16 protein-coding genes and 1 tRNA gene are annotated in these 13670 nt (G+C 54.5%); 6 read left to right on the top strand and 11 right to left on the bottom strand.

Going from position 1 to position 13670, the window contains the following annotated elements; genetic code table 11:
• Positions 1–8: 8 nt before the first annotated feature.
• From DSM25558_RS04985 to DSM25558_RS04955, 7 genes are all read right to left on the bottom strand, one after another.
• Positions 9–890, bottom strand: a complete 882-nt coding sequence (locus tag DSM25558_RS04985; RefSeq protein WP_077102392.1) for a 3-hydroxybutyryl-CoA dehydrogenase — start codon at positions 888–890, stop codon at positions 9–11.
• A gap of 115 nt (positions 891–1005) precedes the next feature.
• Positions 1006–1935, bottom strand: a complete 930-nt coding sequence (locus DSM25558_RS04980) for an electron transfer flavoprotein subunit alpha/FixB family protein (protein ID WP_077102390.1) — start codon at positions 1933–1935, stop codon at positions 1006–1008.
• Positions 1936–1959: 24 nt separating this feature from the next.
• Positions 1960–2706, bottom strand: coding sequence for an electron transfer flavoprotein subunit beta/FixA family protein (locus DSM25558_RS04975; RefSeq protein WP_077102388.1), 747 nt, complete (start codon positions 2704–2706; stop codon positions 1960–1962).
• A 181-nt stretch (positions 2707–2887) separates the two neighbouring features.
• On the bottom strand, positions 2888–3664 hold the full coding sequence (locus DSM25558_RS04970) for a rhomboid family intramembrane serine protease (protein ID WP_077102386.1): 777 nt from the start codon (positions 3662–3664) through the stop codon (positions 2888–2890).
• A 24-nt stretch (positions 3665–3688) separates the two neighbouring features.
• Positions 3689–4276, bottom strand: coding sequence for a cob(I)yrinic acid a,c-diamide adenosyltransferase (locus tag DSM25558_RS04965; RefSeq protein ID WP_077102384.1), 588 nt, complete (start codon positions 4274–4276; stop codon positions 3689–3691).
• A gap of 9 nt (positions 4277–4285) precedes the next feature.
• Entirely contained in the window at positions 4286–4483 is a 198-nt protein-coding gene (locus tag DSM25558_RS04960) for a twin transmembrane helix small protein (protein WP_077102382.1), read from the bottom strand.
• Between the two features lie 64 nt (positions 4484–4547).
• Positions 4548–5381 (bottom strand): SDR family oxidoreductase, encoded by an 834-nt coding sequence (locus DSM25558_RS04955; RefSeq protein WP_077102380.1) that lies wholly within the window; start codon positions 5379–5381, stop codon positions 4548–4550.
• A 174-nt stretch (positions 5382–5555) separates the two neighbouring features.
• On the opposite strand from DSM25558_RS04955, the gene DSM25558_RS04950 reads away from it, so the two are divergent.
• Positions 5556–6464 carry a YihY/virulence factor BrkB family protein gene (locus DSM25558_RS04950; protein ID WP_077102378.1) on the top strand — a complete coding sequence of 303 codons (909 nt, stop codon included), beginning with the start codon at positions 5556–5558 and terminating at the stop codon, positions 6462–6464.
• Here DSM25558_RS04950 and gluQRS read toward each other — a convergent pair.
• The gene (gene gluQRS / locus DSM25558_RS04945; RefSeq protein ID WP_077102801.1) at positions 6435–7316 is read right to left on the bottom strand and encodes a tRNA glutamyl-Q(34) synthetase GluQRS; all 882 of its coding nucleotides are present in this window, start codon (positions 7314–7316) and stop codon (positions 6435–6437) included. The genes DSM25558_RS04950 and gluQRS overlap by 30 nt on opposite strands.
• Before the next feature lie 82 nt (positions 7317–7398).
• Between gluQRS and DSM25558_RS04940 the strand changes: the two genes are divergently transcribed.
• Together DSM25558_RS04940 and DSM25558_RS04935 are read left to right on the top strand one after the other, a co-directional pair.
• Positions 7399–8022: a DNA-3-methyladenine glycosylase family protein gene (locus DSM25558_RS04940; protein WP_244554119.1), complete on the top strand. Its 624-nt coding sequence runs from the start codon at positions 7399–7401 to the stop codon at positions 8020–8022.
• A 100-nt stretch (positions 8023–8122) separates the two neighbouring features.
• Entirely contained in the window at positions 8123–8680 is a 558-nt protein-coding gene (locus DSM25558_RS04935; protein WP_077102374.1) for an HNH endonuclease, read from the top strand.
• Positions 8681–8686: 6 nt separating this feature from the next.
• On the opposite strand, the gene DSM25558_RS04930 is transcribed toward DSM25558_RS04935, so the two are convergent.
• Entirely contained in the window at positions 8687–9202 is a 516-nt protein-coding gene (locus DSM25558_RS04930; RefSeq protein ID WP_077102372.1) for a disulfide bond formation protein B, read from the bottom strand.
• Between the two features lie 253 nt (positions 9203–9455).
• Here DSM25558_RS04930 and DSM25558_RS04925 point away from each other — a divergent pair.
• The 3 genes from DSM25558_RS04925 to DSM25558_RS04910 all read left to right on the top strand — a co-directional run bounded on the left by DSM25558_RS04925 (position 9456) and on the right by DSM25558_RS04910 (position 11210).
• Positions 9456–9540, top strand: a tRNA-Leu gene (locus DSM25558_RS04925).
• 294 nt (positions 9541–9834) lie between these two features.
• Complete coding sequence (locus tag DSM25558_RS04920; RefSeq protein WP_244554118.1) at positions 9835–10224, top strand: hypothetical protein; 390 nt, start codon at positions 9835–9837, stop codon at positions 10222–10224.
• A gap of 479 nt (positions 10225–10703) precedes the next feature.
• Complete coding sequence (locus DSM25558_RS04910; protein ID WP_077102370.1) at positions 10704–11210, top strand: hypothetical protein; 507 nt, start codon at positions 10704–10706, stop codon at positions 11208–11210.
• Positions 11211–11973: 763 nt separating this feature from the next.
• Here the strand turns inward: DSM25558_RS04910 and DSM25558_RS04905 are convergent.
• Both DSM25558_RS04905 and DSM25558_RS04900 read right to left on the bottom strand, forming a co-directional pair.
• A complete protein-coding gene (locus DSM25558_RS04905) occupies positions 11974–12282 on the bottom strand; it encodes a hypothetical protein (protein ID WP_244554117.1) in 309 nt (102 codons plus the stop codon).
• 230 nt (positions 12283–12512) lie between these two features.
• Positions 12513–13670: methyl-accepting chemotaxis protein (locus DSM25558_RS04900; RefSeq protein WP_244554116.1), on the bottom strand; the 1158-nt coding region annotated here is incomplete at its 5' end.

The following is a 13670-nucleotide window of genomic DNA, read 5'->3' as shown; positions in this document are numbered from 1 at the left end:
CGAATGATTTACCGTGTCGGAACGGGTGTTTCGCCACGGTAATCGTAAAAGCCACGACCGGATTTGCGGCCGAGCCAACCGGCTTCGACATATTTAACCAGAAGCGGGCAGGGTCGATATTTGCTGTCTGCCAGACCGTCATGCAGCACCTGCATGATCGACAAACAGGTATCGAGACCGATGAAATCCGCCAATTGCAGCGGTCCCATCGGGTGGTTCGCGCCCAACTTCATGGCTGTGTCGATGGCTTCGACGGAGCCGACGCCTTCGTAAAGCGTGTAGATCGCTTCGTTGATCATCGGTAACAGGATACGGTTGACGATAAAGGCGGGGAAATCTTCCGCAACCGTAATCGCTTTGTCCAGTGAGCGGACATATTGCTTGGCGCTTTCGAAGGTCTGCTCACCGGTGGCAATGCCGCGCACCAGTTCCACCAGTTTCATGGCGGGTACGGGGTTCATGAAGTGAATACCCATAAATTGCTCCGGACGGTCCGTAGCTGAAGCGAGGCGGGTGATCGACAGCGAAGACGTGTTGGTGGCCAAAAGCGCTTCGGGTTTTAGCACCGGGCAAACCTGGGCATAGATCTTGCGCTTGGTTTCTTCATGTTCGGTCGCGGCTTCGATCACCAAATCCATCGCCGCAAGGTCGTTGACGTCGGAGGAGCCGGCAATCAGGGAAAGCGCTTTTTTTCGGTCCTCATCCAGCATCTTGCCATTGCTGACCTGACGGGCAAGATTGCCGTTGATGGTGGCAAGGCCCGCTTCGATGCGATCCTTGGCCAGATCGTAGATGTGAACCTTGTAGCCCGCCAGCGCCGAAACATGCGCGATGCCACAGCCCATCTGTCCGGCTCCAATAATACCGATAGTCTTGATCGGAACGGCCATGATGTCTCTCCTGTGGAATTGGTCTGTGCGCCCTGCGGCTGCAATATGGTGTGCATCTTATCGGAAAACGAAAGGCGGCGCGTTGGAAAAACGCGCCGCCTTCAAATTGATATGATCAGAGCGCCTTTTCGAGCTCTGGCAATGCCTCGAAGAGGTCGGCCACCAGACCGTAATCGGCAACCTGGAAAATCGGTGCCTCTTCGTCCTTGTTGATGGCGACGATAACCTTGGAGTCCTTCATGCCTGCAAGATGCTGGATGGCACCGGAAATGCCAGCAGCGATGTAAAGCTGCGGGGCAACGACCTTGCCGGTCTGACCGACTTGCCAGTCATTCGGTGCATAACCTGCGTCAACCGCAGCACGGGACGCACCAACGGCAGCACCCAATTTGTCGGCCACTGGCAACAGGACTTCCCTGAATTTTTCGGCAGAGCCCAATGCGCGACCACCGGAAATGATGATCTTTGCCGACGTCAGTTCAGGACGGTCTGAAGAAGCAAGGGCGTCCGACACAAACGATGAAACACCAGGGTTTTCAGCCGCAGCTGTTGCTTCGACCGACGCAGACCCACCAGCCTGCGCTGGTGCAAAGGTTGCCGTACGAACGGTGATGACCTTCTTTGCATCTGTGGCCTGAACGGTCTGGATGGCGTTGCCGGCATAGATCGGACGCTTGAAGGTATCTGGGGAAATCACCTCGATGATTTCGGATACCTGAGCGACATCCAGAAGCGCTGCTACGCGCGGCAGAACGTTTTTGGCGGATGCCGTGGCAGGCGCGATGATCACGTCATAAGAAGAGCTCAGCGAAACGATCAGCGCTGCCAGCGGCTCTGCAAGCTGGTTGGCGTAGGATGCGTCGTCGGCCAGCAAGACCTTGGAGACGCCGGAAAGCTTGGCTGCCTCATCGGCAGCGGCCTTTGCGCCGGAACCTGCCACCAGAATGGTCACGTCGCCACCGATTTGCGTGGCCGCCGTCAGCGTCTTTGCCGTCTGGTCGGAAAGGGTTGCGTTGTCGTGTTCTGCCAGAAGAAGAATGGCCATGGTATAATCTCCCTTTCGCTTTCCTTAGATGACGCCGTCAGCTTTAAGCTTCGACACCAATTCCGCAACCGAGCCGACCTTGACGCCAGCTTTGCGACCCGCAGGCTCCTCGGTCTTCAAAACCTTGAGGCGCGAAACGATGTCGACGCCGAAATCGGCAGGCGTCTTTTTATCGAGCGGCTTTTTCTTGGCCTTCATGATGTTTGGAAGGGATGCATAGCGCGGCTCGTTCAGGCGGAGGTCGGTGGTAACGATCGCCGGAAGCTTGAGCTCCACGGTCTGCAAACCGCCATCGACTTCACGGGTCACGGCAACCTTGCCATCAAAAGGCTCGACCTTGGACGCAAACGTGCCCTGTCCCCAGCCCAGAAGCGCTGCCAGCATCTGGCCGGTCTGGTTGCTGTCGTCATCGATGGCCTGCTTACCGACGATAATGAGGCCTGGAGCTTCAGCATCTACAACGCCCTTCAAAAGCTTGGCGACAGCCAGAGGCTCGACGGCTTCATCGGTTTCGATCAGGATTGCGCGGTCGGCACCCATGGCAAGCGCGGTACGAAGCGTTTCTTCGGCCTTTGCGGGTCCGATGGAAACAACGACGACTTCTTCCGCCTTACCGGCTTCCTTGAGGCGAAGAGCCTCTTCGACTGAAATTTCATCGAACGGGTTCATCGACATCTTGACGTTGGCAAGCTCAACACCTGAACCATCCGCCTTCACGCGGATTTTGACGTTGTAGTCTACCACACGCTTTACCGGGACAAGAATCTTCATCGACAGCCTTCCTTCAACTCCTGACCATAAAGCGAAACGCTGAACGGTCCTCCTGATAATCAAGTTGCGACATGGATACGCATTTTTCCCGCAAATTCAACGGAGCAATGCTCATCATCTCATGCATGTTGCGGATATCTTACGTTAACGTGAACGTAAATATCAATCGTCGTAACAATCTTTACCGGATGCCATCGAAAGGCCGTTCCGTTTGCGACACCACGGCCGTTTGTGGGCCTTGATTCCTGTGAGCGACTGCGCGTGGCGTAACGATTGTGCGGTCAAACAGCGGCACACCCCGTCTGCGCAGGAACAGCACCAGAATAGCGCCCATCACGATTCCGCCGACATGTGCACCCCAGGAGACACGGTCCTGCATGCCGAAAAGGAACATGAAGAACTGCTGCCCGACCCACAGCGCCAGCGGAATGAAGGCGGGCAAGGGTACGGGAATGCGCATGAAAACCAGAACCCAGACCCGCACTTTTGGATGAAGCAGCAGATAGGCCACGACGATCCCGGAAACCGCGCCGGATGCACCGATGAGCGGGGCTTCGGATGCCGGTGCGACTAGCCCATGAAACAATGCACCTGCCACCGCGCACGCCAGATAAAAAATCAGGAAGCGTAGATGACCGAAGGCATCTTCAACATTGTCCCCAAAGACCCAAAGGAAAACCATGTTGGACGCGAGATGCCAGAAGCTCAGATGCATGAAGGCGTAGGTCAGAACCGTTGCATCATCGGGCACCATTTGCAGGCCGTGGTCGAGATGCGCGTAATCGAACACCACAGCGGGAATGAAACCGAGGCCGAAGGATGCGGCATTGGCGGCCTCGTCGCTGGCAAAAAAGTCAGCCACCAGCCAGACAAGAACGTTGATGCCAATCAACGACAGCGTGACATATTGCAGTTTGATGTATTTTAGCGAATTCGCATCATGCAGGGGAATGAACATACGGGGATGACCTTTGCCCTGTGCCTAGCGATTCTGACCGGGAACCCACAATATATCAGGTGCATCTGAGTCAGCCGCATCATTGGCAAAACGAGCCGCGACGAACAGAAAATCGGAGAGCCGGTTGATGTATTTCAAAGCTGCAGGACTGACGACTTCACCTTCGATCCGCGACAATTCCACCATCTGGCGCTCTGCACGTCTGGAAATGGTGCGGGCGAGGTGAAGATAGGCGGCAGCTGGCGTTCCGCCAGGCAATACGAAGGATTTCAGCGGCGACAAATCTCCGTTCAGCGCGTCGATTTCATTTTCGATCCGTAAGACCTGCGCCTCAACGATCCTCAGCGGCTCATAGGACAAAACTTCGCTGAGATCAGGCGTTGCCAAATCAGCTCCTAGATCGAAAAGATCGTTCTGAATACGAAACAGCATGGCGTCGAGGTCAACAAGACCGGTTGTATGGAGACGTGCGACGCCGATGGCCGAATTCGCCTCATCCACGGTTCCGAAGCTCTCGATGCGCAAATCATGCTTCACACGGCGCGGGCCGGAGACGAGTGCCGTCGTGCCGTCGTCGCCCGTGCGTGTGTAAATTTTGTTCAGCTTGACCATTTCCGTCCCCTATCGACCGCCGCCGGTTAGCCACAGCGTCAACATGATGAGTATGATGGCAATGGCCTGCAGGAGAAGTCGCAATTGCATCAGCTTGTTGGATTTGTTGGCATCCGTCCCTTTGAGCATGTTGAATAGTCCGCGTATCAGGACGAGGACGACGAGACCCATAACAATGACCGCCAGAACCATGGTAAAACTGGACATGCTCTACTCTCCCGAAATGCCGTGTAGCCTTTGTGGCGTTGTAGCTGATTGAAGTGTCGAAGCGCTAGTCGAACTTGCGCAGTAATCGGTAAAACAAACCTGACGGTATCAGCCGTTTCAACAATACGGCTTGCTTGGCTGGCTTCGTTACCAAGTAATGGGGCTTCGGCTTCTTTGCCGTCAGCGCGTGTTTGAGCACGGCATAGACCGCGTCTGGCCCCAGCTTATGTTTGTTGACCGGTCCGCTGCCATCCAGCCGGGTGAGTTGACGTTTATAGTCCTGTGCGTGGGCAGAGTTTTCAAGGTCGATATTTCCCTTGATATGCGCAAGTGCCGTCGCGGTAAATTTCGAAGCAATAGGGCCAGGCTCGATCAAACTGACGTCAATGCCGCTTCCATGAAGCTCCATGCGCAGCGTTATACCCAATCCCTCGACCGCAAATTTCGAGGCGGTATAGGCACCGCGATAACGATAAGGGACTAGGCCGAGGATGGATGAACAGTGGACGATACGGCCACTGCCTTGCCTGCGCATAAATGGAATGACGCGGCAGGTCAGGTCGTGCCAGCCGAAAACATTTGTTTCGAATTGCTGGCGCAAAACATTGACGGGCAAATCTTCAACGGCACCGGGCTGGCCGTAAGCGCCGTTATTGAACAGTGCATCGATGCGCCCTCCGGTTTTGGCTGTTACATCATCGACAAGAGCGGCGATCGTCTCAGGCTTGGTATAGTCCATGATCAGGGTCTCCATACCCTGCTGTTCCAGCGCAGCTTTGTCTTCAACGCGTCTGACGGTCGCAAAAACCCACCAGCCATCTTTCTGAAGCGCCTGCGCGCAATAGGCACCGATCCCGGAGGAGCAGCCGGTGATGATGATGACCGGTTTTTCGAGCATGAAATGTTTTCCTAAGACGGTACATGTTATGGAAAAGAGGTAGAATGGAATTCGGTAGCGCACAATTCTTTCTTTAGAGTGGAACCGGTGTGTGGTTTCATGCGCTGTACAAGCATCGAATGGCTTCCCATATCTCGCAATGGGCTACAAATGAATGCAGATTGAGGAGGTGACATGGTTGCCGCGTTGGACATTGTCCGAAAAGTCGCCTTGGATGCCTATTTTCACTTTGCGGAGGACGACGGCTGGGCAATGGCGAGCCATGTTGCGCTCTCCATCCTTCTGGCACTTTTTCCCTTTTTGATTTTTGGAACCGCACTGGCGGGTTTTCTGGGCGCGGACCAGTTCGCCGAAACCGCTGTTCATATTATTTTTGACACATGGCCTGCGGCCATTGCAGCACCACTTGCCGCCCAGGTGCAGCAGGTTCTCACCATCCCTCGCGGTGGGCTATTGACCATTTCCGTACTTGCAGCGGCTTACTTTGCGTCAAACGGTGTTGAAGCCCTGAGAATTTCGCTAAACCGCGCCTACAGGGTCAGCGAAACACGCTGGTGGTACGTAACGCGCCTGCTCAGCCTGTTCTACGTCGTCATTGCCGTCACGACTTTCGCTGCCATCAGCATTGTCCTTGTTGCGGTACCGGTTGCACTTTCTTTTGCTGAAACACGCTTTCCTTTGTTGAAGGACATCTTGGTAACGGTTTCCAACCTCGGCCTCTACGGTACGATCATCGTTCTTGCCGTGGGGCTTTCAGCCGCGCATTTATGGCTTCCCGCTGGACGTCGCCGCATATGGGATGTTTTGCCGGGCATCATCCTGACGCTGATCTTCTGGGTCATTGGTGCGGCAATATTCGCCTATTATCTGGCAACCTTTGCAAACTATGCGGCGACCTATGCGGGTCTGGCTTCGGTCATGATTGTTCTTGTCTTTCTTTATATGGTCGGCGTAATCTTCATGCTGGGAGCGGAGGTCAATGCCGCGCTGATGAAATACCGCATCCGGCATGTCATCAAGGCGGGCATTCACAATGGTAGCCTGAGAGAAGCGCTAGACGCCGAGGAGGCTGCGGATATCTGACGGCGTGTGGCCCTGAGCACGCAGCGCCCAAAGACCCGTACTACCGATACTTTTGGACAGCTTTTTTCCGGTCTCATCAAACACCAGACGGTGGTGGTGATATTCTGGCACCGGCAGTTCCAGCAGAGTTTGTAGCAGCCTGTGAATGGATGTCGCAACAAACAAATCCATTCCGCGCACCACATGGGTCACGCCCTGCAAAGCGTCATCCAAAACCACCGACAGGTGGTAGCTTGAAGGTGCATCCGAACGCGACAGGATGACGTCTCCCCAGACTGCCGGATCGGCTTTGATCAACGTGTTATCGCCGTTGCCGGTTTCACTCCATTCCAACGAGTGCCGGAGATGAGAAATGGCCTTATCCATATCCAGCCGCCACGCATGCTGTATGTTTGACGACAAAAGCGTTGCGACTTCTTGCGCGGGTCTTTGCTTGTCGAGCGGCGGATAGAGCGCTGCGCCATCAGGATCGCGAGGCCATATCTTGCTGTTCGCCTCGTAGTCTCTAACGAAAGCTTTCGTCTCGCTGCGGCTCATGAATGACGGATAGGCCAGTCCGATCCCAATCAATTTCTCCAGTCCCTGGCGATAGTCGTCGAAATTCTCCGATTGTCTCCGCACGGGCTCGTCCCATGAGAGGCCAAGCCATGTCAGGTCCTCATAAATTCTCTGCTCGAGTTCCGGCGTGCAGCGCACGACATCAATATCCTCGATACGCAGCAGAAAACGCCCACCCTCATCCTTGGCCATATCGTGGTTGAGAATGGCAGAAAGTGCATGGCCGAGATGAAGCCGCCCGTTGGGGCTGGGTGCAAAACGAAAAACCGGCTTTTGACCTGAAAGAAAAGACATGGTTTCTTCTGCCACGGTTGCGGTGCTTCGCCAAGACGAAGTCATTTGGTGATGTGGTGTGGTCAAAATCATTCGAGATATTGTGGATATAGATCAAGGACTAGCGGCACTTGTCGTAATCGATCCGCGGCTGAAGGCGATCGCGCAAAAAGCAGGGCCATTGCCGTTGCGCCTTAGTCCGCCTGGGTTTGCGGGTCTGGCCCACATCATCGTGTCCCAGGTCGTCTCCAGGGCCAGTGCCGATGCCATCTGGCGAAAAATGGAAGATGGGATCGGTGAGGTTACGGCGCAGAATTATCTGGCTGGGACCGCTATCGATCAACCCAATTTCGGACTGTCACGCGCCAAAGCGAAAACTCTGAATGGCGTTGCTACAGCCGTAATTGAGGACAGGCTGAATTTTGACGCCTTAGACGCGATGGGTGAGGAGCAAGCTTTTCGTGAACTGACGTCGCTTGGCGGCATCGGTCCATGGACGGCGCAGGTTTATCTTATGTTTTGCGGTGGTCATGCGGATATTTTTCCATCCGGCGATGTGGCGCTACAGGCAGCGGTCGCGCATGCGTTGGAAATGGAAGTCCGCCCCACACAAAAAATACTCGACCGGATCGCGTCTGAGTGGTCCCCCTGGCGGTCTGTCGCTGCCCGGCTTTTCTGGGCTTATTATGCCTCCACGATGCGGCGGGATGCTTTGCCGGTCGCCTGAAATTAGCCTTTCTTTCAGCGCTTCATTTATGGGCTTCACAATCCTGTAACAACAGACCTAATATACAAGATGTAGATGCAGAATCGGTCAGGAGACGCCCTTGACGATTGCCGTTTCACCACAGGCTTTGCCCGCGCTCGTTTTGAACGCAGACTACCGGCCACTGAGCTATTATCCCTTGTCGTTGTGGTCCTGGCAGGACGCGATCAAGGCAGTATTCCTTGACCGTGTGAACATCATTGCAGAATATGATCACGCGGTGTGTTCACCCAGCTTTTCCATGCGGTTGCCGAGTGTCGTTAGCCTCAAGACCTATGTTCAGCCCACCAGAAACCCCGCCTTCACACGCTTTAATGTCTTCCTGCGTGACAGATTCGAATGCCAATATTGTGGATCACACGATGATCTGACATTTGATCACGTTATACCGCGTGCCCACGGTGGAGAAACCACCTGGCTGAACGTTGTCGCGGCATGTTCACCCTGCAATCTCAGAAAGGGTAGTAAGTTGCCCAAGATTGCAGGGATGATCCCTCACCAGAAACCCTATCAGCCGACGGTGCAGGACCTGCATAATAACGGTCGCTCATTTCCGCCCAACTATTTGCACGAAAGCTGGATGGATTATCTTTATTGGGACACCGAATTGCAGCCTTGATCGTCGTTATGCTGACTTGCGGCTGGCACCGAAAAAGGCGATTGCCGCAAGAGCTACACTGGCGAGTACGTTCCAGCCAGCAAACGACAAGCCGAGAACGCGCAACGCCGCATCATTGCAGGATGGTGCCTTGATGGCATTGAGATCGCCCAGGAGATTTCCTGCATTGGTTGTTATGGATGGGGCACTGGTGGCGCAGCTCGTCGGGCCAGCCCAAAAGCCCCATTCCACGCCGGAGTGATAGACACCGAGACCGGCACCAATCAGCATGGCAATGCCAATGATAACAAGGGCCGTTCGCGTCAACCAGACGGGCAGTTGGAACAGGCTTGCAGCAATCGCCAAAATGCCAACGGGTATGGCGTAATAATAGGGATCGCGCTGAAGAAGGCACAATGCGCAAGGTGTGTAACCGCCAATATGCTGAAAAGCGAGCGCCGAGCCAATGGTAAAGATCATTCCCACCGTGACGACGATAGCCGCCATGCTACGGGTCTTTTCTGCGGAGGTTGCACTTGCCATGGTCTGTCTTTCACTTTCGACGGAAAATTCTAAAGCACCTGATCAGGTGTAAAACGGGCGGGATGCGGCTCTTTCAAATATGCTGCTCAATGCCTCTAATCCAGTCTTATCCGGCTTGCAAATCCTTCGTTCGGTGTGGTGGTGCCAGCTCTGAGCAAAGTTTCGTGAAATCGCGATTTTCGCAAATATCTATTGACGTTATATGGTCGGTTCGTATAGTCCGCCGCATACCAAGGAATGAGATTCCAAAGTTGCCCCTTTGGCGGAATTGGTAGACGCGCCTGACTCAAAATCAGGTTCCGCGAGGAGTGCTGGTTCGATTCCGGCAAGGGGCACCAAAATTTCAGTCAAAATACTGAGAATTCAACAGGCTAAGTGGAGCTATTGCTTTTCGATCCACCTTTCTGACCACCTTTATCCGCTCGGCAGAAGGCTGTTCACAAACGTGTGAAATAGCTCCTCGGGCATCATCCCATATACGACTGTCATTCCGATTTGGGAGGCGAGAATTTGGTTTCAGCAACATCTCTACTGGGCGCTGTCAGCGAGCACTTCGTTATGTGCCAGTTGCTACGGCATGGAATGATTGCTGCTCTCTTGCCCCATCTGGCGTCCCAAACGCAGATATCGTGGTGACAGACGACATCGGGGACAGGCTGTGCGCTATCCAAGTCAAAACCCGCACTGAAAAAGGATCTGACGGCGGTTGGCATATGGGCCGAAAGCATGAGGGAATTGCGTCCGACCGGCTATTCTATGTCTTCCTTGATTTCGGTATTGATCTAACCTCAAATCCCTCCTCCTTCATTGCCTCAAGTACTGTTGTTGCCCACGTGATCAAAACATCTCATCAACACTGGTTGTCCGCGCCGGGAAAGAAAGGTCAGCAAAGGAAGGATTCAGATTTTCGACAGATGCTCCCCGATTATGACCGAATAGGTTTGAAGTTTGGCTATGGTGCGGGATGGATGGAGCAGTATCGTGAGAACGGGAAAAGCCTCCGAACGGAAGCCAGTCGCTGATCCCCGCTACGCACGTAGTGACCGCAAGAACACCCTTGACGCTCGTCCAGTGAATGCTGAAGAGTCTTCATCAACCTTTTGATGGCACACTGTCCGCTCCTAAAAGATAGGGGCGTCATGAGGGGTATTTTGATCGCGGCGGCAGCGTTGCTTGCTGTAGGATCGGCAGCGGCAGCCAATTATCCGTGCAGTGGGAAGAAGGGCGGCATTGATCGATGCCAGGGCGAGATGTTCATTTGCGTGGATGGATCAGTCAGCGCTAGCAAGAAGTCCTGCATCGCGACAATTGGCAGCCTGGGCGTGCTAGGCTCTGAGGCATCGGACATGTCACCGGCAGCGCCGTCATCCAAGGATTGCTCTTGTCGCGGCGGTTCATACTGCACTGGTCCGAGAGGTGGGCAATACTGTCTCAAGGATGACGGCGGAAAGAGTTATCTCAGAAAGTGACCGAAGTGGCTTACAAATAGGGGAGAAAGGGATTGAAGGGGAAGTTTTTCTCGGAAGAAGCCGTTCAACAACTGCGCAAGGGACAAAGAGGAGTAAGGTCAAAAGCTCTCGCGTTGAGGGAGAAGTTTGTTCTGCACAGGTACGAAACCGAACGCGGCAAAGAATACGCGCTGCACGGATTTAGTCGCAGACTAGACGGTCTAGCGCACTGTGTGGAGCGAGTTTTCGACCTTCCAAAGCGCAACTCACTTGTTGAAGCTGCGTCAAACATTCAATCCTTTATCATCAACGTATCAGGGTGCTGCAACAATTCAGCGTGGGTATGGGTGTTTCAGAAAAACGTTACCCTAGAAGATGGCTCGGATTTGCCACAGCATGGTTCGCCTCACACAGTGGACCCTTCCGATGCGGCTGAATACGTCGAATTGGAAGATAAGATTTACAAGGCAACTCTACTCGGCGACATATCTCTGGTGGAATCCTTTGAGCTGGCAGCGCTGATGCGTTTGTCGCCCTTCATGGTCCACTCTGCCACGTAAGGCTCCCCAACCGCCTTGTTCCACGCACAGATGCTTGCTGACTTTCACACCATTGAGGAATTGGGCGAGCGTCTTCTTGCAGAGTTGAGCGCTGATGGCATTGAGTTCTAGTCGTAACACTTGCTTGGGTGACTGCATCCCCCCGGGTAACGCACGCCGCACTGCATGGCGCGTGGTTTGTTCTGGTCGAATGAAATCTTTTGATAGTTTTTCAAACGGCCCGGTGCTGCTTGAGGCTCTTTTACGGCTTCCGAAAATTCAATGGCGCGAACGCTTTCTTGTGCGTACCCGCCCCGCCGTGGGGCCGACCCCAGTTTTTCAGAACTTTAGTTAAATCTGGACCTCCGTTACGGAAGTGCAGGCCGCCAGGCTGCGCTACCGGTTCAACATTCCTCAACAGCGCCGCCCTTGGCTAGTGCGAACCAAAGCGACGAATTCGTCGGGTTGGCTCAGGCAGCGTTTGCATCGCTGTGATGCACCTTTTGAAATCCTTTGATAAATTCAAAGCCTCACGCGGGCGCGCGTGCGTAGTTGGTGCGGAATGGTCCTATGTGCAGAATTGCATATCGACTTACCCGGTTGTTTCGGGCCAGCTCCAACAGCGGGTTTTCACAGGACCACAACTATCGATCTGAATATCTCCGAAGGTTTTTAGCGTTTCGACGTGCGTTCGCCCTTTGAAACAAAAGGCATGGCACTAAGTGCCGCTACTGGCGGCAATTGATGAACGCACCCCGCCTGATTCTATCGGGATGGCTCCGCGTCAATGCAGAAACGCGACAATTTCCATCCGCAGGTGGTCACGCTTTCCGAACCTCTCGGATATCTCTTGCAGCAGTGGCTGAACCGAATCGCCCTGAACATCGGGCAGATCGGCATCGCCCAGTAGGCAATGCTCATCGCCAACCGCCGTGATATCGCAGCCCGTGGCCGCTACAGCCTCAACGAACGCCGGTATAGTGAAGTCGATAATCTTGTGTCCTGCGGCGTGCAGCTCGGACACCATTTTCTTTGCCGCGATGCTGGCAGACGGCTTGAGTGCGAGAGCGCGGTCGGCAAGTTGAAGGGACATGTTCCTCTCCGTTTCAATGTTCGAGAGGATAGTAGCTGTCCTTATTTTGAAAAAAAGCAATAAATTACGATCAAAAATGATCTATAAAAGGAACGTAATTAGTGCTCGTGTATGTGAAATAATTTAGTCATGTGCGCCCATTATGCGGCATGAAGCGACATAGGAAATCTTAGTATTTCCCCAGAAAAGGGGCGGCAAAAGCCGCCCCTTTCATTTACTTTGAGTTCGTCTCAAAACTCCTCCCAACTATCATGCGCAACGGCGGCAGCCGAACCACCACCACCGAAGGCACCGACGATCTTGCGACCCAATGCGCGGGCTGGAGATGGTGCCGGTCTTGATGTGCTGGAGGCAGAGCGGACGGGTGCGGACGCTGGGGCAGAGCGGCTGGCGCTTGCGCCATCACCCAGATTAAAGCGCGACAGCAGCTGGTTGAGAGATGCCGCTTCCTTGGCAAGGCTGTGGCTGGCGGCGGTCGATTGCTCGACCATGGCCGCATTCTGCTGCGTGCCCTGGTCCATCGTGTTGACGGCGGTGTTGATTTCCTGAAGACCAACCGACTGTTCGCGTGACGATTCCACGATCGCACCGATGTGGCGGTTGATTTCCTGAACCTCGGTGACGATCACTTCGAGCGCCCGACCGGTTTCGCCGACCAGATTGACGCCGGAGCGCACATGCTCACCGGAGGTCGTGATCAGCGCCTTGATTTCCTTCGCAGCCTTTGCAGAGCGCTGTGCCAGTTCGCGCACTTCCTGTGCCACTACCGCAAAGCCCTTGCCCGCTTCACCCGCACGCGCCGCTTCGACACCGGCATTGAGGGCGAGAAGGTTTGTCTGGAACGCAATCTCATCGATGACGGAGATGATGTTGGTGATCTCGCCCGATGAGCGTTCGATCTCGTTCATGGCTGTGACGGCCTGGCGCACGACGGCCCCGGACTTTTCTGCACCATCACGGGCCTTGGCAACCAGATGGCCGACTTCTTCGGCACGGCTGCTGGAATCCTTCACCGTTGTGGTGATTTCTTCCAGAGCAGCAGCCGTTTCTTCGACAGATGCGGCCTGCTGTTCAGTACGCTTGGACAAATCGTCTGCGGCAGAGCGGATTTCATTGGCACCGGCATCGATACCGCGGGCATTCTGGCCGACGGCACGCAGCGCGTCATTCAGATTGGCAACGGAACCGTTGAAGTTGTTGCGCAGTGTGTCGAGATGGGTAACGAACGGCGTATCGATGCGGTAAGCAACGTCACCTTCGGCAAGACGATCCAGGCCCTTGGCCAACTGATCGACGGCAAACTGGGTATCCGCCGCATCCCTGGTCTTCTGTGCTTCACGCTCGATGCGTTCCTTTTCGGACACGCTGCGGTTTGCTTCGGTTTCCTG

The sequence above is a fragment of the Agrobacterium sp. DSM 25558 genome (genome assembly GCF_900100825.1).
Classification (GTDB): domain Bacteria; phylum Pseudomonadota; class Alphaproteobacteria; order Rhizobiales; family Rhizobiaceae; genus Agrobacterium.
This window is presented reverse-complemented; position numbering and strand designations above follow the sequence as displayed.